Here is a 20,713-nt window from a genome sequence, read left to right on the forward strand (position 1 = left end):
AGCTGCCGGGGCGAGACCGGTGAGCTCGACCCCGGATTCTGTGACGTCATCCGCCGCGCCCATCGATGGTGATTCGGCGGATCTGGACACCGCGGTGGCCGCCCTGCGTGGCAGGGGTCCCCGGCAGGCCACCAGCGCGCGACATCCGCGATCGTCCCACCGCACCCTGCTCGGCGTAACACTGTGCGCACTGCTGTTCGGCGGCGCGCTCGCCGTCGCCACCGCCAATCCCGAGTCACGACCGCAGGCTGCAGGGGACAACCCGTCCGACAACGTCTACCTCAGCGCCCATCCGGGTAGCTGCCTGGTGTGGCAACCCGAAACACCAGACCGTCCGGCATTCGTGCAATGCACCACGCCGCACATGTTCGAGGTGGCCCAGGCCATCGATTCCGCTGCCAACGAGCCGTGCGATCTTGCGGTACGCCACTATCTGGGCGACCACTTCGATCCGAACAGCAAGTTTCGCCCCGGTGAGTTGTCCCTCTCCGACCAATCCGCCGGCGGCAGTCGAAAAGCGTTGTGCGGCCTGCAATTGTCCGGACCCGACGGTCATCTCATCCCCTTCCGCGGGTCGGTGGCCGAGACCGACCAGTCCAAGGTGTGGCCGCCCGGCACCTGTCTGGGCATCGATCCGAAGACCTCGGTCGCCACCGATACGGTGATCGACTGCGCTGCACCGCACGCCGTCGAAGTCATCGGCGCGGTCGATCTCGGTGCCCGGTTCCACGGGGCCCTACCGGACGATGCCGACCAGACCACCGAACTACGCGGCGAGTGCGACCACCTGGCCGCCGCCTACCTCGCGCCCAAGACCGTGATGTCGACCGGCTTGGCGGTGGAGTACCACGCCATCAACCCGACCAGCTGGGGCGCAGGCAGCAGGCAGGCCGTGTGTTCCCTGGGCGCGAAGACGCCGGGACCGATCTCCGGGCCGGCCAAGTCCTACCACCCGGCCGTCGATGAAAGCGACTCGGCACCAAGCGAATCCACGCCGAGGATCGAAGCCTCCCACGGGCATTCCGCCGAGCCCGAGCCGGAGCCCGCGATCACCCATGCCTCGCAGCCGTCGGAAACATCAGGCACGGCAACGACTTCCGGTACCGCCACGACGGCAGGTGGGCCGGAGGGCCAGTCGGCGCCGGGCGGTCCGGCCGTGGTCAGCCAAATCCCCGCCGGTCCCCAGGCCCCCGCGCACGAGGTGATCCAGATTCCCGGGCTGGCCCCGGTCACGGTTCCGGTCATGCCCGAAGCACCCGACAACGGCCCGGTCCCGCTAGCCCCCTAGCCGATGACCGCCAGCTCCAGCGCGGCCAGCGAGTCCTCCAGATGGCCGAGCAGTCGCTGCAGATGCGGCACGCTGTGCCGACAGCCGACCAGCCCGAAGTCCAAATTGCCGGCGTTGTTGACCAGCGTGATGTTGAGCGCCTGCCCGTCCAGCGCGATCGACAGCGGGTAGTTGCCGTCGAGCTGCGCACCCTTCCAGTACATCGGTACGCGCGGCCCCGGCACATTGGAGATGACGATGTTGAACGGCGGCGGCGTAGCGGCGATAAACCCCGGCACCGTGGCCAGCGCGATCGGCGACAGCAGCAGCGCCGACAACGCCATCGACTCGACCTTCGACAGCCCGGCGAACACCTGCTTGTTGCCACGCATCGACGCGGCGATGCCGCGGAGCCGATCCGCCGGGTCTTCGACGTCGGTAGCCAGGCTGCACAGGATCGCCCCGACCTGGTTGCCGCCCGCGTCCGCCTCGGACTCCGCGCGCAGGCTGACCGGGACCATCGCGATCAGCGGCGCGTCGGGCAGCGCGTTCTGCTCCAACAGATAGGCCCGTAATGCCCCCGCGCACATGGCCAGCACGACGTCGTTGACGGTGGCGCCGTCGGCCGCCTGCTTGATCGCCTTGATCCGGGTCAGCGGCCACGACTGCGCCGCCACCCGTCGGGCGCCGCCGATCTTGACGTTGAACATGGTCTTCGGAGCACTGAAGGTCCTGGTCAGCTCCTGTTCCAGCAAAGCGGCCCGGGCAACTTTGAAGGTCGACGGAGCCAGCCCCAATGCCGCTCCGGCGGCACCGAGCGCCGAACCGATCAATGAGGAGGATGCCGCATCGCGCTTGCGGGACGGCAGATCCCACGGCACGCGCATGTCCACCTCGGTCGGATCCTCGGACAGCGTGCGCATGGTCATACGCAGCGCCGACACCCCGTCGATCAGGGCATGGTGGAACTTCGAGTACACCGCGAAACGGCCGTCCTCGAGTCCCTCCACCAGGTAGGTCTCCCACAGTGGACGGTGCCTATCCAACAGGCTGGTGTGCAGGCGCGAGGTCAGCTCCAGCAGCTCACGCACCCGCCCCGGGGTGGGCAACGCCGAGCGTCGCAAGTGGTAGTCGACGTCGACCTCGTCGTCATAGGACCAGCCGAAGGTGGCGATTCCACCCAGCAGGCGCGCCGGGCGTTTGCGGAAGGTCGGATTGAAGTGCGTGTGGGACAACATGTCCCGATAGATCTCTTGGACGAATTCCGGTCCGGCGCCCTCCGGCGGCGTGAACAACTGCAGGCCGCCGACATGCATCGGATGTTCACGGGACTCGCCGAGCAGGAACATCGCATCGGTGGGCGAGATGATCTCCACTGGCTAAGTAATACGCGACCGGACGGCCACGCACAGCCATTTGCCGCGCCGGGCGGTTCGGGTCACCTCTCAGGGCTGCCGCTCGCCCGGTGGGGGCGGGTTCGCGATGAGCGGGAACTCCCCGGTGAAGCCCATCCGCTCGTTGGCTATCGCCAAGACGCGGCCCCGCACCGCATGCCAGCCGGCGATCAACGCCGGGACGATCAGCACCAGCGAGGCCACCGTCCAACTGCCGACCGGCGGGTCGAAGGCCATCAGGACAAGGACCCCGGCCAAGAAGGCCAGCGTCAGGTAGCCGGTGTACGGCGCTCCCCACATCCGGAACGCCGGGCGCTCCATCAAGCCACGCTGGGACCAGCGATAGAGCTGGATCTGACAGATCACGATGGTCGCCCAGGAGGCGATGATGCCGAGCGCCGCCACGTTCAACACGATCTCGAACGCCCGGGCGGGCACTACACCGTTGAGCACCACGCCCAACAGGCCGATGCTCGCGGTCAAGAAGATGCCGCCATAGGGCACGCCGCGTCTGGACATCACGCCGGTGAACCGCGGCGCACTGCCGTTCATGGCCATCGACCGTAGGATGCGGCCGGTCGAATACAGCCCGGCGTTCAAGCTGGAGAACGCGGCGGTCAGCACCACGACGTTCATGATGGTGCCGGCTCCGTGCACACCAACCTTGGAGAAGAAGGTGACGAACGGGCTCTCGCCGGCCTGGTACATCGAGTACGGCAGCAGCAGTCCGAGCAAGACCAGCGAACCGACGTAGAACAGTGCGATCCGGAAGATCACCGAGTTGATGGCGCGCGGCATGATGCGCTCCGGCTCAGCTGTCTCCCCGGCCGCGGTACCCACCAATTCGACTGCGGCATAGGCGAATACCACACCCGAGGTGACGACCACCAGCGGCAGCAGTCCGGTGGGGAACAGCCCGCCGTGGTTCGCGATCACGGGCAGCCCTGTCGTCTGGCCTTCGATCTTGAACCGGCCGATCAAGAACACCGTGCCGACGACCAGAAACGTCACCAGCGCAACAACTTTGATCAGGGCCGCCCAGAATTCCAGCTCACCGAAGACGCTCACCGAGATGAGGTTGACGCACAGCACGAGCGCCAGCGCCAGCAGCGCGATCAGCCACTGCGGAATCGATTTGAACGCCGACCAGAAATGAAAATACGTCGCGATCGCGGTCGAGTCGACGATCGAGGTCATCGCCCAGTTCAGGAAGTACATCCACCCCGCGACGAATGCCGCCTTCTCGCCGAGGAATTCGCGCGCATACGACACGAACGAGCCCGACGAGGGCCGATGCAGCACCAGTTCGCCCAGCGCCCGCAGGATGAAGAAGACGAAGACCCCGCAAATCGCGTACACCAGGAACAACCCGGGCCCGGCGTTGTGCAACCGCCCGCCGGCGCCGAGGAACAGGCCGGTGCCGATGGCACCGCCGATGGCAATCATCTGCAGTTGCCTCGGTTTGAGGCCCTTGTGGTAACCCTGGTCCTCTACGGCGAGTGCCGCCGTACTCGTTGGTGGTCCCGAAGTGTTCGTCATCGCGATTCAGTGAACACCTCACTGCCGACTCGCGCATCGGAACGCGACGTTAGACAGCAACGGCCGCCGGTGCCGGCCAGCGAAACCCTCACGGGACACCGGATCACGATTTATTGTCGGACAGGTGTCCACCCAAGCTCACAGTTCCGCGATTCACCCCGATCTGGTCAAAGCGGCCCGTTTCATCCCACGCACCGTCGTCGGCCCGCGGTCACTGAAGTGGATTCGCCGGGTCGAGGCGCTGCAGAGCCTGCGCGGTCCGGGCGACGCGGAGGCGCTGACGCTCTCTTCCGGTGTTGGCATCCGGCTGCACCGTCCGCCGGCCGGCATCGCTCGCGGCGGCGCGCTGTTGTGGATTCACGGCGGTGGGTATGTGATCGGCAGCCCCGCCCAGGACGACGCGCAGTGCAGACGCTTCGCCGAGAATCTCGGGATCACCGTCGCTGCGGTGAAGTACCGGCTGGCACCGGAGAATCCTTACCCGGCCGGGTTGGAGGACTGCTACACCGCGCTGAAGTGGTTGACCACGCTGCCGACGGTGGATCCGGCGCTGATCACCATCGGAGGTGCCAGTGCCGGCGGCGGCCTGGCGGCCGCACTGGCCCAGCTGACCCGCGACCGCGGTGAGATCGCCCTGCAGGCACAACTTTTGGTGTACCCGATGCTCGACGACCGGTCGGCCACCCGCGCCGCTCCCGACCAACCGGGCCAACGGCTGTGGGACAAGAAGTCGAACCGATACGGCTGGTCGTCCTACCTCGGCGGCGCCAATCCCGAGATTGCAGCGCCCGGACGGAGCACAGACCTGTCCGGCCTGTCACCGGCCTGGGTCGGGGTTGGCACGCTGGACCTGTTCCACGACGAGGATGTCGCCTACAGCGAACGACTACGCGATGCCGGGGTCCGGTGCGAGCTGGAAGTGGTACCCGGCGCGTTCCACGGATTCGACGCGATCGCCCCGAAAACCCCAGTGGCCCAGTCATTTTTCAACAGCCAGGCGGCATTCCTGCGATCTGTCCTGGTGCCGGCTGGGGCGTGACCTCGGCCGTTAAGCCACGCTTATAGCGGCCAGAAGTACCTGCTCTGTTCCGGTGGAAGTGCTCACCACGACGACGGCGTTGACCCCGGCAACATCGTCGATCGGAAGGAACGAGCACCATGACACACGAACTGTCCGGAGTCACCGCACTGGTCACCGGAGGCACCAGCGGCATCGGCCGCGCCACCGCGATCACCCTGGCCCGCCTGGGCGCCGACGTCGCAGTCTCGGGCCGCAACGCCGAGCGCGGACGCCAGGTCGTCGAGGAGATCGAAGCGCTTGGGGTCAAAGGCGAATTCATCGCCGCCGATCTGCACGACGCGGCTTCGGCGCGGACCCTGGCCGACACCGCCGTCAGCCGGCTGGGCCATGTCGACGTGCTGGTCAACAATGCCGGCGTCTATCCGTTCGGGCGCACCGAAGACATGACCGAGAACGATTTCGACTCCGTCTTCGACGTCAACGTCCGGGCCAGCTTCTTCCTGGTCGCCGAGCTGGCACCGAAGATGGCGGCCGCCGGAAAGGGCGCGATCGTGAACCTCAGCACCATGGTCGCCGCCTACGGCAACGTCGGCACCAGCTTGTATGCCGCCAGCAAGGCGGCCGTCGAATCTCTGACCAAGACCTGGGCCGCCGAATACGGCCCCAGCGGCGTCCGGGTCAACGCGGTCAGCCCCGGCCCGACCTACACCGAGGGCACCGCCGCATTCGGCGAGGGCCTCGATCAGCTGGTGGGCCCGGCCCCGGCCGGGCGGCCCGCCCAGGCCGACGAGATCGCCAATGCCATCGCATTCCTGGCCAGCGATGCCGCGAGCTACATCCACGGTGTGGTGCTGGCGGTCGACGGCGGCCGCACCGCTGTATAGCCCTGTCCCACAACCATATTCATACGAAGGATTGACGACATGAGTCAAAGGGTCCTGATCGCCGGCGCCAGCGGGCTGATCGGCATCGCAGCGATCGAGAAGTTCCTCGACGCCGGCTGGGACGTGGTGGGCATCTCCCGGCGCAAGCCGGAGTTGCCCAGCGGACGCGATTTCGACTTCGTCCCGGTGGATCTGCGCGACCGCGGGCTGGCCCACGTGGCGCTGGGCACGCTGACCGACGTCACGCACATCGTGTACACGGCGTTGTACGAGAAGGCCGATCTGGTCGCCGGCTGGTCAGACCCTGAACAGATCGCGATCAACAACGCCATGCTGCGCAACACCGTCGAACCGGTGGTGGCCAGCGCGCCGGGCCTCCGGCACGTCAGCATCCTGCAGGGCACCAAGTACTACGGCGTGCACCTGCATCCGATTGCGATTCCGGCCAGGGAGGACGATCCCCGGGACGACCACCCGAACTTCTTCCACGACCAGCAGGACTACCTGACCGAGATGGCCGCGCTGCACGGGTTCAGCTTCACCGCGCTGCGACCACAACTGGTCACCGGACCGACGCCCGGCGCCCTCAACGTCTTGGCCGCGATCGGCGCCTATGCCGCGGTTCGACGTGCCAAGGGGGAGCCGTTCAGCTTTCCCGGCGGCCCGTCATTCGTCTGGGAGGCCGCCGACGCCGATCTGGTCGCCGACGTACTGGTGTGGGCCGCCCAGTCACCACAGGCCGCCAACCAGGCGTTCAACGTGACGAACGGTGACGTCTTCGAGTGGCGCAACCTGTGGCCGGCCCTGGCCGAAACCCTCGGTGCCGCAATTGGATCCGACGCACCGACGAGCGTGGCCGAGTATCTGGCCGCCAACTCTGAGGTGTGGGAGAAGATCGCCGCCGAGCACGGATTGCGCATGCGAACCTTGGACGAATTGGTCGGAGCCGGCGACCAGCATGCCGATTTCGCCTTCGCGTACGGCGCACCCGAGGGCCCGCGCGCCTTCGTGAGCACGGTGAAGCTGCGCCAGGCGGGATTCACCGGCGCGGTCGACACCGCGCGGTCGTTCCAGCGGGCTCTGCAGACGATGATGGCTCAGGGCCTTTTACCCACGCCGAATTAAAGCCTGTTACCGGATCCGCAGCCGTGGGAGATTCATTACGTTGCGGAGTCGGTCCGTGGGACGCCAGCCCAGCCCGGGCACGGATTGGTCGGCCAGGACGTCCGCGGCGAACCGTTCCTTCCAGCGGGTGGAACGGTCGCTGGCCTGGCGTTGCAGCGGCGGGGTGAGGATGAGTTCCCGGTCGGGGGCGATACACGAGAAACTCCGCAGTGTGCCCTCGGTGTCACCGACCAGGTCCTCGTAGGAGATGGTCCGGGACGATGCGCCGCAGGCGATCAGGTAGCTCTTTATCAGGGCGTTCTGGTTCTGGATCACCCGCAGCTTGGAGAGGATCCGGCGGAACGAGTACTGGGCATGCGACCGCTTCTCGAACTGACTGCTCCACTGCTTGCTCTGCGTGGCCATCTCATACGAGACCGCTTGGGCGACCTGATCCTCACGCACCAGGTGAACGTAGTGGAACCGCACGTCGGAGAAGTGCTTCGAGATCCGGGCGAAATGCTTCAGGTGGCTGCCGTGCACGTTGATCCCCAGCCATCCGTTCGGCGACGTCCGATGCTTGCGCAGCGCCCGAACATAGGCCGCGTCGTTGAAGATTCCGCCCGTGACACACCCCCACCGCTGGGCCAGGATCTGCATGTACTGGAACGGCTGGAAATATTCGTGCGCCAGACAACCGTCGTTGAGGCGTAGCAGTTCACAGAGCAGGGTGCTGCCGCTGCGCGGCGTACTCAGCAGGACCAGCACATCAGTCGTGGGAACGTCGCCGACCGTGTCGTATTGCGCATCAATGAGATCGGCAGCAGGGATCAGTCGCTTGGCCGCGGTCATCTTCCACGGGCTGAACATGAGCGGCGCTACGGTCACCACGATCCGATCTCATCCCTTGCCTCGCGACTCCGCATGCGCGCGCACGTCCGGCGCCAACCTGTGCATTGGCGAACATCGGCCGTAGCGCAATCAATATCGGCGTCTACGATAATTCGAATTCGCTGTCAATGGTATCACGCTCCGACAATTCTCACAGGCTCCTGGCCGGGAAAACGGAGGTTACTGTGTTACGCACAGTTCAGGCCATATAAATTGCTGTGACAGCAAAGTCGCACGGTCACGACGGCAAGTCGACGGTACCGCACCGACCCATGCGGGACATTGCCTATCGCGTTCCTCGCTGAATTATCAATTCATAGGCAGTCTTCAGCAATGGCCCATCGCCATCGACGAACCACAGATCACCTCAGCAACCCAACAGCCTCTCTAGCAGGCCCGCTTCGCTAGGGAAAACCCCACGGTCGACCGAGAACTGCCATAGCGTTTTCACAGCTAGGCTAGGGTTTTAGCAATGACGCGCGGCCGCCGAAGCCGAATCATCGCCCACACCGACGACGGCATGCGTGGTTTACATTCAGCACGAAACGGCGGCGCAAGCGCCATTCCATCTCGGCGCTTATCGGCACCGGGGGAGTCTTTTACCAGACCGGGTTCGACCTAATTCGGGCGACCAATTCCTGCGTTCAATACGAGATGAATCCGACAGTTATCCTCAATACTTTTACATTCCGTATCTTGTTTTTCGATATGGAATTTATATGGATTCGCTGTGTATCGATTCGGAGCTTCGCACCGGCCGGCCGGACCCCCCTCCCCGCCGACGCCCGCTACCGGCGCCGCCGACGCCACCCACGGCCGACCGACGCGCCCAGCCGACCGTGCAGATTCATCGCCGGGCCGGACCATCCCGCCGCTGACCCCAACGGGCAGTGACCTTCGTTACTTAGTGCATATAATCTAATCAAAGTTTCCGCAGGTGGGATACTATTTTTGAAGTTTTGATAGCTTATTTAAATACTTGCGCGGGATGGAACCGCAGGGGCAAGCTGTTGAACATGCCAGGCGGCCGGACGGTCGCAAATATCGGAAGAAAGGGGCAGCGCAGTGACGACCAACACGACCACTCACGTGGGGCCCGCCCGAGAGATGGCCCGTCGCTCGACCGCGGCACTGATCATGACCGCCGCCGGCCTCGGCGTAGCCGCGTTCCTGACGCTCGGCGTTGTCAAAGACAACCCGCCCAACCCGGTGATTCCCTCGTTCTCCAGCGATACGACGGTGAATTACCCCAACCTGGACCAGCTGGGGCGCATCACCTCGAACCTGACGGTGCCGCAACTCTCGCCCACCGGTCGCTGATCACACGTCCACAATGAGGTGGGCCGACCGGTGACGAGGTCGCAGTAGGCCCCGTCACCGGCCCACCAAGCGCGATAATCCTCTCGTGGAGATCCGGGAGTTACGCGCATTCTTGGCCGTCGCCGAAGAAGGCGGCTTCTCCGCTGCCGCACGGCGGTTACATCTCAGCCAGCCCGCGCTGTCACAGACCATCGCCGGCCTGGAACGCCAACTCGGCGTGCAGCTACTCACCCGGCGCAGCTCGGGAGTCTCGCCCACCGAAGTCGGGCTCATTCTCATGACCGAAGCCCGAGCTGTACTGGCACGGCACGACCAGGCGATCGCCGCGTTGGCCCGACACGCCGGATCAGCGGATTGCACTCTGCGCCTTGGTGTTCCACTGGAACTACCGACTGATCTACTGGTCGCGCCACTGGCGGCATTGACCGCCGAGCATCCCGAAACCCGCATTCTTCCGCAACACCTGTCCACCGTCGATCAGTTCACCGCGCTCAGCCGTGGGGAACTCGACGTCGGTCTGGTGCGTGAGCACCCGACCAATCGCGAGCTGGACGCGTTCCTGGTGGCGCGCGAACAGCTCGGCGTGCTGGTATCCGCCGAGTTCGCCGCCCACAACGGTGAGTCGGCCGGGATACGACTCGACGCATTGACCGGACTCGACTGGACCGGCTTCCCGCGCTCGGGCAGCCCAGCTTGGTACGACGAGATCATCGCCATCTTCCGCAGTCACGGACTGCAACCCGAGGCCGGCACGACGGGTGCCGCGGCGGCCATCGCCGACGTGAAGATCGCGGCCGTTGCTGCCGGCGGGGCATTCTCGCTGGCCCCACCCGACTGGTCGCATCCGATTCCCGATGCCGTCGTGTGGCAACCGCTCGTCGGGCATCCGCTGATCCGGCGGACCTGGGCGGTCTGGCCTGCGAACTCGCACCGCCGCGACATCGGCACCTTCATCGCGGCATTCGGCGAACTCTGACCCATCGGCACGGAGCATGGGGTCCATCGGAAAACCCGATGGCACACCGGATTTCCGGTCGTTACGGTGGCGTTCTGCGGTGCAGGACATTCACCGAACCGGAAGGACCGCACCGTGACAACTCAGAAGGAACTGTTGATCGCCAAGCTTCCCGTCGTCGACACCATCGCGAGCGTGTTGGGCCGCTACGGCCTGGTAACTGTCATCGGCTGGATCGGCGCCCTGAAATTCATGAACTTCGAAGCACACCAGATCCAGCCACTGGTCGCGCACGCACCGTTGATGGGCTGGCTCTACGACATCTTCCCGGTGCGCACGTTCTCGACGTTGCTCGGCTTCTTCGAGGTCAGCGCGGCCATCTTGCTGGCCGTCAAACCGTTCGCCCCGAAGATCTCGATCCTGGGCAGCGTGCTGTCGATCCTGCTGTTCGTCAACACCATCAGCTTCTTGTTCAGCACGCCCGGCATCGGTGAACCCGCCGGCGGCGGCTTCCCAGCCATCTCGCTGCTGGGCGAGTTTCTACTGAAAGATGTTCCGCTCCTGGGACTCTCGTTCTGGACGTTATCGGACGCCATCCGCTCGGCCTACCGGCGAGACTGACCGCCCGACAGAAATTGAGGGCCGGGTACGCGCGTACCCGGCCCTCATTTCTGCGTGTCGATCAGTGCGTGCGCTCGGCGAGGTTGCGCTCTACCTCTTCCTTCCACAGACCGAACGCGTGCGTGGTGTCGACCTCTTGCTCGAACCGCGCTGTCATGTCCGGCAGGACGTCGGCGACGTCGACGTAGAACTGGTGGTACCAGCGACGGTGCTGGTAGACCGGGCCGTCCTCCTCCGTCAGCAGCGGATTCTCGATACGGGTCTTGTTTTTCCAGATCTCGACGTCCTCCATGAAGCCGTCGCCGAAACTGCGGCTCAATGCCGCGGCGAGCTTCTCGGTCTTTTCCGCGGGCAGCGCCGGATTGTTCTGTACCGCCACGCCCCACTGCAGCACGAACGAATCGTGCGTCACCGGGTAATGGCAGTTGATCAACGCGATCTCCACGGTGAAATCCGGTGCGAGATCGTTGTGCAGCCAGTTGATCATGTACGCCGGGCCGAAATACGTTGCCTCCGAACGTAAGTAGGTCCCGTCCCAGAGTTCGCGGGTGGCATAGTCGGGCCGCGGCTTGGACTCCATGAACTGGCTGGCGGTATGGCCCTCGATCACGTTCTTGAAGTACGTCGGGTAGGCGTGGTGGATGTAGAAGAAGTGCGCCATGTCGACGTTGTTGTCGACGATCTCCCGGCAGTGCGACCCCTCGATGTGGAGCGAATTCCATTGCCACGGCGACCATTTCCCCTCGTCATACCCCTCGATCGTGGGCGGGGTGAGCTCCGGACCCGGGGTCGAGCCTTCCGGATCATGCCAGACCAGCAGCTGACCGTTGACCTCGGTGGTCTGCCAGGCCCGGGTGCGGGCCAACCGCGGGGTTCGCTTGGCGTATGGCACCAACTTGCACTTGCCGTCGCCGCCCCAGCGCCAATCGTGGAACGGGCAGGCCACGGTGTCGCCCTTGACGGTGCCCTGGGACAGGTCGCCACCCATGTGCCGGCAGTAGCCGTCCAACACCTTGAGTTCACCCTGCGAATCGGCGAACACCACAAGCTTGGAGCCGAAGGCCTGGATCGAATGCGGCTCGCCGTCGCGGAACGACTCGGCCAGTCCGATGCAGTGCCAACCGCGGGCGAACCGCGTCATTGCCTCACCGGCGTCGATGTGCCGGACCTCTGCCTCATTCATCGTTGTGTCCCTTCCGAATTCGTCCAACCCTGGTTGATCAGGATCTTTACCTCGGTATCTCGGCCCGTCGACTGCAGGGCGTGAATTCCTTTTTCGAGCGCGTCGGCCAGTTCGATTCGACTGGTGATCAGCGGCGCAGGATCCAGCCGACCATCGGCGATCATGTCGATTACGGTACGGAAGTCGTCGCGGGTATACGCGAAACTTCCGGTGACACGTTTCTCGGTGAGCATGAACACCCCGGGGTTGACGTCCACGCCGCAGTGGTACATCGCGACCACGATGCTGGTGCCACCCTTGCGCAGGGCATCGAGGGCGGTGTCGAATGTCGCCTGGCCCGCTCCCGCCGCATCGAAGGACGCGTCCACGCCATTGCCGCCGGTCAGTTCACGCGCATACCCGACGGGATCGACATCGCGCGGGTCGACGACGTCGGCGCCGAGCGCAGCCGCCAGCTCACGCCGGACCAGGCTGGTTTCGCTGACGATGACGCGTTGCGCTCCTTGCGCTTTCAGACACAGCAGCAGACCGAGCCCGATGGGTCCGGCGCCCACGATCAGCGCGCTGCAGCCCGTGGCGACACCGCTGAGCCGTACGGCGTGCAGCGCGACACTCAGCGGCTCGACCAGCGCACCGGTCTCCGGGGTGAATCCGTCGGGCAGCACGAACACCTTGTCGGCCGCGGCGACCACGTACTCGGCGAAGCCCCCGCCGCCGCCGTTGACCCCGAGGAACCCGAACTGCTCGCAGAGGTTCGGTTCCCCACGCCGGCACGCGGCGCAGCTGCCGTCCTCGAAGCTCGGCTGCACCGCGACCAGCGCGCCCACGGGCACGCCGTCGACCCCGTCACCGACCTCGGTGACATAGCCGGCGAACTCGTGACCGAGGATGTGCGGGCCGGGCTGCCCGACCAGCGGATGCGGCCAGTCCACCAGCACCGGCGCGGTTTCGTACAGGGACAGGTCCGATCCGCAGATGCCACTGCACGCGACACGGATCTTGACCGTGCCCGCGGCGACCTCGGGCTCGGGGACCTCGTCCAGTCGCGCATCGGCCGCACCGTGTAAGCGCCACGCTCGCATCGTCTACCTCTTCACGCTCTTCACGGTCACGTGGGCCGGCCGACCATGTCGAGCACGGCCAAATGGGAGAACACCATGCTGGTGCCGATCGGATTGCCGCCGCCCGGATAGGCGTATCCGCTCGGAGCGGCCATGGTGTTGCCCGCCGCGTACAGCCCGGGGATCGGGTTGCCGGCGGTATCCAGCACCTGGCCGGTGACATCGGTGCGCAGACCACCCTTGGTGCCCAGGTCGGAGATGCCGAACTTGGCGGCGTGGAACGGGGCTTTGTCGATCGGGACCATCGGGCAGGCGCCACCGGAGAAGGCGCGGTCGTAGGCCTCGTCGCCGCGACCGAAATCCGGGTCGGATCCAGCGTCGGCGTACTCGTTGAACTGCTTGACGGTAGCGACGAGTTGATCGGCGGGCACCCCGATCTCGGCGGCCAACTCCTCCAGAGTGTCGGCGCTGTGCCACAAGCCGGCGTCCAGGTACTTCTGGGTTTCCACCATCGAAACGTTGGTGGCCTTGACCGGGGGCACACCGTCGTCGGTGTTGTCGTAGATCATCCAGAACGGCAACGTCATTTCGCCCGTGGCCATTCGGTCGACGATGATCCGGCCGATCCGGTCATAGGCGGCGGACTCGTTGACGAACCGCTTGCCGTCCTGATCGACGAAGATGCCGCCGGTGAACCACAGTGCGAACGCGCTCCGGCCGTCCGGATGGGTCATGCCGGGCGACCACCAGGCCTGCTCCATCAGGTCGGTGTCGGCGCCGACGGCGATGCCGGCCTCATGGGCCTGACCCAGGTTTCCCCACGGCCCCATGGTGTCTCGCGCCTCACCGGGCACCCCGTACTTACGGCGCAGCTCGTCGTTGCCCTCGAAGCCACCGGCTGCCAGCAGTACGCCCTTGTTCGCCTTGATGGCCCGGCGCTGACCGTCGGTCTCGACGATCGCACCGACCACCCGACCGCCCTCGGTGACCAACTCGACCAGCGCGGTATTGAGTTCGGTTGTGGCCGAGGGGTATTGCTGCAGTGCCACCAGGAACCGGGCGATCAGCGCCCGCCCGCCGATGTAGTAGTCATCCGGCTGCTCGGCGCCGAGCCGGTCGGAATCCAATGGACCGCGGACCAATTCACGGAACTCGGGCGCCTTCGCCACCTTCAGCGGCCGAGCCGCGACGTGCCGCTGACCGTCCTGCCGCGCCTTGGGCAACTTACCGAAATAGTCCGGCCAGGGCAGCATGTCGAACTTGATGTTCGGGTCGGCTTCCAGGTATTCGATCAGCGGGGCACCCGCACGGACGTAGGTGTCCTGCAGCTCACGGGGCGTGCGGTCCCCGACCACCGCGTGGTAGTACTCCAGCGCATCCTCGATGGTGTCGTCGGTGCCGGCCCGCTGCAGCACCGGGTTGCACGGGAACCACACCCCGCCGCCGCCGGAATACGCGGTCGTGCCACCGAACTTGTCGGTCGCCTCGACCAGCAGGACATCGAGTCCTTCACGCGCCGCGGTGTACGCACCGGTGACGCCGCCACCACCGGATCCCGCCACCAGCACGTCGTACTGTGCGTCCCACTCCATGTCTGAACTCCTACTTGGTACTAGAGATACCGCTGCCGTCCGTACTGCGCGAACTCATCGTCCAGCGCGCGCTTGGCATCGTCGGTCATCGCCGCGTATTCCGGCACGCCCCGGCCCACCCAGCGGTACACCGATTCGTCGGTGTGCCAGTTCTGGGCCTGCAGCTCACGTTTGAGCACCTTGTTGGATCCGGTCACCGGAAGGCCGCCCGATACCCGCAGGAAGCGCGGGGCGCCCTTGCTGCCCAGATCGTCCTGCTCGCGCAGGTACTTGGCGAACTGCTCCGCGTTGAACGTGGCCGGGTCGACGACCTCGATGGCCGCCATCACCTGGTCGCCCGAACGCGGGTCCGGAACCGCATAAGCGCCGGCCGCGATCACGTCGGGATGGCGACGCAACACCCGCTCGATGGCCAGCGCCGAGGTGTTCTCACCGTCGACGCGAATCCAGTCACCGCGGCGGCCGGCGAAATAGATGAAACCTTTCTCGTCGAGGTAGCCCAGGTCACCGGTCCAGTACCAGCCGTTGCGGATCCGGTCGGCATCCGCAGCCTCGTTCTTGTAGTAGCCCTCGAACTTCTTCGTGCCGAGCCGGTCCACGATCTCACCGACCGCGTCGTCGGGGTTGAGCAAACCGCCGTGATCGTCGAGAACCGCTGTGGCACAGTCCTGCAACGTCTCCGGGTTGACGATCGCCACTCCAGGATGGGCGGGGCGGCCCAGCGAGCCCGGGGGCTGGTCCGGGTCGAGCACCACGGCGCCGCCCCCCTCGCTGGAGCCGTAGCCCTCGTACAGTTCGGCACCGAACCGGCGACGGAACTGCACCTGATCGTCCGGCGACGCCTCGGTGCCGAAACCGCGGACCAGTTGGTTGTCGGCGTCGTCGGGCCGCTCCGGGGTCGCCATCAGGTAACCCAGCGCCTTGCCGACATAGGTGAAGAACGTGGCGCCGAAGAATCGAACATCGGGCAGGAAGCGGGACGCCGAGAAGCTCGGGGTCAGGCACACCGTCGCGCCGACGGCCAGCGCCGGGGCCCACAGGGCCATGATGGCGTTGCCGTGGAACAGCGGCATACAGCAGTAGTCGACGTCGTCGCGCACATGGCCGAACTTCTCCACTGCCGCGTAGGCCACCCAGGCCAGCCGGCCCTGGCTGCACTTGACCGCCTTCGACGCGCCGGTGGTACCGGAGGTGAACAACAGCAGCAGCAGCGTCTGCTCGCCGACACCGGGCGCGACCGCCGGTTCGACCTGATGCCGCGCGAGCGCATCCGAGTACGCCGGGTCGTCGACGACCAGGAAACGGTCCGCAGCCAATCCCAGGTCCAGGCCTTGAAGGCGTTGCCGCCCAGCCGAATCGGTGACGATCAACTGGCAGTCCGCGTGCCGGATCTCGGCGGCGAGCTCTTCGGGGCCACGGGTCGGATTGATGCCGACGATCGTCGCCCCGGCCAGCGCGGCACCGCCCAACCAGAAGACGAAGTCGGGCAGGTTCTCCAGCAGCACGCCGATGTGAAAAGGACCCGACGGGCACATTTCTATGGCCAGCGCACCGCGGGCGGCGGACTCGCGGACCACGTCGTCCCAGGTCCAGTCCCGCTCGCGGGTGCGCAACCCCAGCCGCTCATCGCCGAGCCGGTCCAGCAGCAGCGACGCGATGTCTTCGCGGTCGGGCCGGTCTTCTGATCGGGAGAGGTGAGCCATCAGACGGTCGCGTTGTTCTTCTGGTCGATGTACTTCTGCGGCAGCTCTTCAGGGCTCAGCTTGGTCACACTGACCGGGCCGGTCTGGTAGGCGTCCTCGCCCAGGATCAGTCCGTCGGTGTCGATCGGCCAATTGATGAGCTGGCGGAACAGCAGCAGGTAGTCGCCGTTCGGGTCGTCGACCTCGACGCCGATCGCCTGGGCGGCGGCGCCCGGGTAGATCATCTTCATCCAGCCTTCGGTCATCACCAGATTGTCGTCTACCGCAAGCCGATCGATCTCGAAAACGAGTGTGTTGGCGCCGCTTTCGACGAAGGCCTCGTAGTAGGCACGTACCCCCTCGGTGGTCTTGGGGCCCATGTCCGCGTTGGCGTACCAGAAGTGGTAATCCGGGTTCGGGGCCAAGGTGGCCATCAGGCGTTCCATGTCGGGCTCGGCCTCGGCCTTCATGTGCTCCAGGACGACGCTGAGCACCTGACGGTGGCGCTCGTTGGTGGTGACTGCGAGGCGCTCTTCCACGGGGACCCAGGTCTTGGTGGGGTCGATGATGGCCATGTGGGGACTCCTTGAGTTCTGTTCTCGGCCTGGGGCTGTTCAGGCTCCTGTGGCCATCATCACCAACTTGAGCGGTCCGGGTCATCCGACGTACGTCGGGCGATTCGGTCAATCCACCCGACGTTCGTCGGATAGCTCGGCAGAGGACAGGCCGATCCTTCTCAGCATCAGCACCAGCGTCGCGGAGAACCTGTCCAACGGGTCGTCCAGATCCCAGCCGAGTTCGGCTTCGATGCGCGCGAGCCGCGCCGCCACGGTGCTGTGGTGCACATGCAACTCCTCGGCCGTGCGCCGAAGCGAACCGAACACGCAGAAGGCCTCGACGGTGTCCACCTGAAGCCGACCGGCATCCGTATCGGCGATGGCATTAATCCTCTGCAGCAAAAGATTTCGGCGCGCGGCATCGGGTGGCAACTCGGCCAGCAGCTCCAGCGCACTGAGCCGCTCATAGGCCACGGCACGCCGGCCGAAGCCGGTCGAAGAGGCAAATCCCAATGCCCGCAACGCTTGATCCCACGAGACCGGTGCCGCGAACACACCGCCGCCGGCGCCGATGCCGACCCAGGGTCCGCGGTCGGCGCCGACCGGCAGCGGCGCCGGGTACGCGCTGACGATCGCCTGGTCCAGGCCGTCGGACAACGCCCGAATTTCGGTATGACCCTGACACAAGACCGCGATCGCGGTGCCCAGATCCGCCGACCGCACCGATACCTCGGGTAGCGCAGAGGTGATGACCCGCAACGCTTTCGGGGTCGACTGCGCCGACACGGCCAGCACCCGTACCGGTCGGGTCTCGTCCAGTCCCAGGAGCCGGATCGCGCGGGCCCGATCCGCCGGACGTTCCTTGCCGGACAGCACCACCTCCACCAACGCCGGATCGCCGAGTCGCGGCCGGGCGCTGACCGGAAGCGCGGCGAGCTTGTGCCGCAACCGATCCAACAGCACTGCATCCAGTGGGTGCGGCGCACCGTCCCGCTGCAGCTCAACCTCAAGACCATCGACCCGGATCGCGCAGCCGGCCACCTCCTCGGCGGCCCGCAACACGACGTCGGCCTGGGGCGTGAGCTCATCGAAAAAGCGGACCAGGGCCAACACCGATTCGGGGTCAGTCCCCAGATCTGCCAATCGCACCGAGGTCATGGCTTTTCGTACACCACCGCGCCGTCGATGACGGTCGCCGCCACCAGGTCCCCGTCGAGCGCAGCCAACACCTCCGATGGCGCCGCCCCCAACACACACAGATCGGCGCGGGCACCGGAAACCACCTCGCGCGGCTGGGCCGGGATCTCCGGCGACCCCAAGAACATTCCCAATGCTGTTGCTGCAGTGATGCATTCGCCGGGACCCAAGACCCGTGCGGTCGCCGTGGTCCGATGCACCGCAGCGCGCATCACCGCCCACGGATCGGCATCGCCGAACGGCAGGTCGGTGGACAACGCGACCGGAATCCGTCCGCCGCACAACGAGGCGACGCGCCACAGTTCATGGTGCCGGCTCGCGGGCACGTCGATCAGGTACTGGTCGCCGCGCTCGGCCACGAAGTTAGGCTGCGTCACCACGGTGACGCCCAGTTCGGCCAGATCGGCCAGGCAATCCTCCGGGACCACCGCAGCATGTTCGATCCGATCGCCGGGCAGTGCTCCGGCCGCCCGCAACGCGCCGATGGACACGATCAACTGCATCGCGGTGACACAGTGCAGCGCAACGATTCCGCCCTGGGCATGCCGGCCCGCGATCCATGCGGTGAGGGCATCAAGGTCCAGGTCGTCATCGTGCAGAATCCGTTTGGCCGGCGCCAGGATCCGAACTCGTTGCAGCAACTCGCCGTGGCGGCGGGCCTCGGCGAAGTCCACCACGTCATCCGCCCCGATGTCGGGGGTGGCGTCGGTGACGCCGGTGACACCGAAGGCCGCCAGCTTCCTGCTCACCTTGGCCAGTCCGGTTTCCCGCCGCCGCAGCGCGTGCGACCAGCTGGGGTCCGCACTGCGCAGCCGGCCGTCGCGATGGTCCGGCAGGCCGACGGCCGCCAACCCTGCCGAGTTGAGGGTCCACAGCACACCACTGCGGTGCTGCACCCGGACCGGCACAGGTGGTGAAACCTCGTCCAGCACAGCTCGATCCAATGGCCCGGCGACCGTCTCGTGATAGCCGACGGCGCGGATCCAGCCGTCCTCCCCTACCGCAGCGCCCGCCAACACCCGCCGCAGGCCATCGCGACTCCGGACCTCCCCGGGCCCGACCTTGACCGACGTCAAAGCCGCAGCCGCCGACCGCAGATGGACGTGGTGGTCATGCAGACCGGGAATGACGGTGCCGTGGCCGGCCTCCAGGACCGCCTCCCCGGGCAGCGGGTCCAGCCGCTGCGATATCTCCTCGATGCGGCGGCCCAGCCGAATGTCGACCAGCCGACCGTCCAACAGATGAGCCTGGCGAATCAGCATGCAGCAGCACTCCTTTCCCGGATCACCTCTGCGACGCGGTGGTTGTCGGACCCCAGTTCGCCGGCCCTCGGTACGGTCGGTGGAATGACCGGTGAGCCTGCGGGACAAGGCAATTCGTCATCCGTGGTGGGCAGTGCGGCGTAGTTCGCGGCTACGCCGGCCAACGCGATCTCCACCAGCTCACCACCGCCGCGTTGCCGCGACTGCGCCACTTCCAGCGCTGCGTGCAGGCCGGTCAACGGATCGGCAATCGCATCGCCACAGAACACCGGCCCGGCGCCGACCAAACCGCCCGACACCGCGGCATCGTCACCGAACCCGACCCAGTTGGCACGCACAGCGTCGCTGCCGTGGCCGGTGACGCGCAGCCACACCCGCCCGTCCCTGGCCGGAACATCGTCGGGCCCCAGACCCCGCTGCGCCAAGGCCGCGGGCCGCGAGGATTCGATCACCACATCGGCACCCGCGAGCAACTCACGCAATTCCGTGGGGTAGTTGAAATCAGCCGCGTAACAAAGCTTTCCGGAGTTCATCCAGTCAAAGAACCGATGATCACCGCAGCGGGTGCCGTCCGGCCTGGCCCGACTCTCCACCTTGACAACGGTGGCGCCGGCCCGGGCCAGCAATTGCCCGCACAGCGGGCCCGCCCACATCGACGAGAGGTCGACCACCAGCAACCCGGCGTATCCGCGATCTTCGGCACGTCGACCGATCTGCCGAAAAACCTTTGGCGCCGGCACTGTTTCGCCGAGCACCCCGGCCGGTAGACCGAGCAACCGAGCCCTCTCGGCCACCTCCGCGGCGTCCCGGCGGGCCGCCCAGGCCTCGATCGCCGGCCAGGAATCGACCTCGTCGGCCTCTAGCAGCGCCGGAACCGCAGCGACATCGTCGGGCCTGGACAGGGTGAGCGCACACCAGCCATCCCGGGCGGCAAACAGCCGGGTGGCCCCACCCGCACTGATCCGACCGCGGCGGGCCAAGCCCAGCATCGCCGCCCGACCGGTCAGTAGTTCGGCCGCGTCGACGGCCACCCCGGAGCTGACCCGGAGCTGTTCGGCTGCCGCGCGCGCCCCGGCCAGGACAGCGGCACGGCTACCGTCGGGCGGTCCGTCCGGCCGGCCGGTCAGGGCGGCCAGGCCGCTGACCGCCCAATCCGCCTTGTCCATGGCTTCATTGTGGCAAT

Annotated in this window: 18 protein-coding genes; 7 read left to right on the top strand and 11 right to left on the bottom strand. The window is 66.3% G+C overall.

Features of this window, described 5'->3' with window-relative positions; all coding sequences use genetic code 11:
- Positions 1–19 precede the first annotated feature (19 nt).
- A complete protein-coding gene (locus ABIA30_RS21785; RefSeq protein ID WP_370069228.1) occupies positions 20–1,288 on the top strand; it encodes a septum formation family protein in 1,269 nt (422 codons plus the stop codon).
- On the opposite strand, the gene ABIA30_RS21790 is transcribed toward ABIA30_RS21785, so the two are convergent.
- Both ABIA30_RS21790 and ABIA30_RS21795 read right to left on the bottom strand, forming a co-directional pair.
- On the bottom strand, positions 1,285–2,643 hold the full coding sequence (locus tag ABIA30_RS21790; RefSeq protein WP_370069230.1) for a wax ester/triacylglycerol synthase family O-acyltransferase: 1,359 nt from the start codon (positions 2,641–2,643) through the stop codon (positions 1,285–1,287). The two genes, ABIA30_RS21785 and ABIA30_RS21790, sit on opposite strands and share 4 nt — an antisense overlap.
- A gap of 69 nt (positions 2,644–2,712) precedes the next feature.
- Positions 2,713–4,200, bottom strand: coding sequence for an amino acid permease (locus tag ABIA30_RS21795; protein WP_370069232.1), 1,488 nt, complete (start codon positions 4,198–4,200; stop codon positions 2,713–2,715).
- A gap of 124 nt (positions 4,201–4,324) precedes the next feature.
- Here ABIA30_RS21795 and ABIA30_RS21800 point away from each other — a divergent pair, with 124 nt between their 5' ends.
- The 3 genes from ABIA30_RS21800 (at position 4,325) to ABIA30_RS21810 (ending at position 7,230) form a co-directional block, all read left to right on the top strand.
- On the top strand, positions 4,325–5,239 hold the full coding sequence (locus ABIA30_RS21800; RefSeq protein ID WP_370069234.1) for an alpha/beta hydrolase: 915 nt from the start codon (positions 4,325–4,327) through the stop codon (positions 5,237–5,239).
- A gap of 119 nt (positions 5,240–5,358) precedes the next feature.
- Positions 5,359–6,105, top strand: a complete 747-nt coding sequence (locus ABIA30_RS21805; protein WP_370069236.1) for an SDR family NAD(P)-dependent oxidoreductase — start codon at positions 5,359–5,361, stop codon at positions 6,103–6,105.
- Positions 6,106–6,144: 39 nt separating this feature from the next.
- The gene (locus ABIA30_RS21810) at positions 6,145–7,230 is read left to right on the top strand and encodes an SDR family oxidoreductase (protein ID WP_370069238.1); all 1,086 of its coding nucleotides are present in this window, start codon (positions 6,145–6,147) and stop codon (positions 7,228–7,230) included.
- Between the two features lie 6 nt (positions 7,231–7,236).
- Here the strand turns inward: ABIA30_RS21810 and ABIA30_RS21815 are convergent, their stop codons facing one another.
- Positions 7,237–8,100 (bottom strand): Stf0 family sulfotransferase, encoded by an 864-nt coding sequence (locus ABIA30_RS21815; RefSeq protein ID WP_370069240.1) that lies wholly within the window; start codon positions 8,098–8,100, stop codon positions 7,237–7,239.
- Between the two features lie 1,065 nt (positions 8,101–9,165).
- Between ABIA30_RS21815 and ABIA30_RS21820 the strand changes: the two genes are divergently transcribed.
- The 3 genes from ABIA30_RS21820 (at position 9,166) to ABIA30_RS21830 (ending at position 10,996) form a co-directional block, all read left to right on the top strand.
- Complete coding sequence (locus tag ABIA30_RS21820) at positions 9,166–9,420, top strand: hypothetical protein (RefSeq protein ID WP_370069242.1); 255 nt, start codon at positions 9,166–9,168, stop codon at positions 9,418–9,420.
- 85 nt (positions 9,421–9,505) lie between these two features.
- Positions 9,506–10,396 carry a LysR substrate-binding domain-containing protein gene (locus tag ABIA30_RS21825; RefSeq protein WP_370069244.1) on the top strand — a complete coding sequence of 297 codons (891 nt, stop codon included), beginning with the start codon at positions 9,506–9,508 and terminating at the stop codon, positions 10,394–10,396.
- Between the two features lie 132 nt (positions 10,397–10,528).
- Positions 10,529–10,996, top strand: coding sequence for a YkgB family protein (locus tag ABIA30_RS21830; protein ID WP_370069423.1), 468 nt, complete (start codon positions 10,529–10,531; stop codon positions 10,994–10,996).
- A 61-nt stretch (positions 10,997–11,057) separates the two neighbouring features.
- On the opposite strand, the gene ABIA30_RS21835 is transcribed toward ABIA30_RS21830, so the two are convergent.
- The 8 genes from ABIA30_RS21835 to ABIA30_RS21870 form a co-directional block, all read right to left on the bottom strand.
- Positions 11,058–12,179 carry a Rieske 2Fe-2S domain-containing protein gene (locus tag ABIA30_RS21835; protein ID WP_370069246.1) on the bottom strand — a complete coding sequence of 374 codons (1,122 nt, stop codon included), beginning with the start codon at positions 12,177–12,179 and terminating at the stop codon, positions 11,058–11,060.
- Positions 12,176–13,261 (bottom strand): 2,3-butanediol dehydrogenase, encoded by a 1,086-nt coding sequence (locus ABIA30_RS21840; RefSeq protein WP_370069248.1) that lies wholly within the window; start codon positions 13,259–13,261, stop codon positions 12,176–12,178. Before ABIA30_RS21840 ends, ABIA30_RS21835 begins: the two co-directional genes overlap by 4 nt.
- Before the next feature lie 26 nt (positions 13,262–13,287).
- On the bottom strand, positions 13,288–14,832 hold the full coding sequence (locus ABIA30_RS21845) for an FAD-binding protein (protein WP_370069250.1): 1,545 nt from the start codon (positions 14,830–14,832) through the stop codon (positions 13,288–13,290).
- A 20-nt stretch (positions 14,833–14,852) separates the two neighbouring features.
- On the bottom strand, positions 14,853–16,535 hold the full coding sequence (locus ABIA30_RS21850) for an AMP-binding protein (RefSeq protein ID WP_370069252.1): 1,683 nt from the start codon (positions 16,533–16,535) through the stop codon (positions 14,853–14,855).
- Positions 16,535–17,089 (bottom strand): nuclear transport factor 2 family protein, encoded by a 555-nt coding sequence (locus ABIA30_RS21855; protein ID WP_370069254.1) that lies wholly within the window; start codon positions 17,087–17,089, stop codon positions 16,535–16,537. The genes ABIA30_RS21850 and ABIA30_RS21855 overlap by 1 nt, the downstream gene beginning before the upstream one ends.
- A gap of 108 nt (positions 17,090–17,197) precedes the next feature.
- Complete coding sequence (locus ABIA30_RS21860; protein WP_370069256.1) at positions 17,198–18,229, bottom strand: PucR family transcriptional regulator; 1,032 nt, start codon at positions 18,227–18,229, stop codon at positions 17,198–17,200.
- Positions 18,226–19,530, bottom strand: a complete 1,305-nt coding sequence (locus ABIA30_RS21865) for an amidohydrolase family protein (RefSeq protein ID WP_370069258.1) — start codon at positions 19,528–19,530, stop codon at positions 18,226–18,228. The genes ABIA30_RS21860 and ABIA30_RS21865 overlap by 4 nt, the downstream gene beginning before the upstream one ends.
- A complete protein-coding gene (locus ABIA30_RS21870; protein WP_370069260.1) occupies positions 19,524–20,696 on the bottom strand; it encodes a CoA transferase in 1,173 nt (390 codons plus the stop codon). Before ABIA30_RS21870 ends, ABIA30_RS21865 begins: the two co-directional genes overlap by 7 nt.
- Positions 20,697–20,713: the final 17 nt, after the last annotated feature.

The organism is Mycobacterium sp. MAA66 (genome assembly GCF_041261665.1).
GTDB lineage: Bacteria > Actinomycetota > Actinomycetes > Mycobacteriales > Mycobacteriaceae > Mycobacterium.

Coding starts and splice junctions, on each gene's coding strand:
- ABIA30_RS21795 (WP_370069232.1), bottom strand. CDS start 4,200: ATGACGAACACTTCGGGACCACCAACGAGTACGGCGGCACTCGCCGTA.
- ABIA30_RS21805 (WP_370069236.1), top strand. CDS start 5,359: ATGACACACGAACTGTCCGGAGTCACCGCACTGGTCACCGGAGGCACC.
- ABIA30_RS21810 (WP_370069238.1), top strand. CDS start 6,145: ATGAGTCAAAGGGTCCTGATCGCCGGCGCCAGCGGGCTGATCGGCATC.
- ABIA30_RS21835 (WP_370069246.1), bottom strand. CDS start 12,179: ATGAATGAGGCAGAGGTCCGGCACATCGACGCCGGTGAGGCAATGACG.
- ABIA30_RS21840 (WP_370069248.1), bottom strand. CDS start 13,261: ATGCGAGCGTGGCGCTTACACGGTGCGGCCGATGCGCGACTGGACGAG.
- ABIA30_RS21845 (WP_370069250.1), bottom strand. CDS start 14,832: ATGGAGTGGGACGCACAGTACGACGTGCTGGTGGCGGGATCCGGTGGT.
- ABIA30_RS21850 (WP_370069252.1), bottom strand. CDS start 16,535: ATGGCTCACCTCTCCCGATCAGAAGACCGGCCCGACCGCGAAGACATC.
- ABIA30_RS21855 (WP_370069254.1), bottom strand. CDS start 17,089: ATGGCCATCATCGACCCCACCAAGACCTGGGTCCCCGTGGAAGAGCGC.
- ABIA30_RS21860 (WP_370069256.1), bottom strand. CDS start 18,229: ATGACCTCGGTGCGATTGGCAGATCTGGGGACTGACCCCGAATCGGTG.
- ABIA30_RS21865 (WP_370069258.1), bottom strand. CDS start 19,530: ATGCTGATTCGCCAGGCTCATCTGTTGGACGGTCGGCTGGTCGACATT.
- ABIA30_RS21870 (WP_370069260.1), bottom strand. CDS start 20,696: ATGGACAAGGCGGATTGGGCGGTCAGCGGCCTGGCCGCCCTGACCGGC.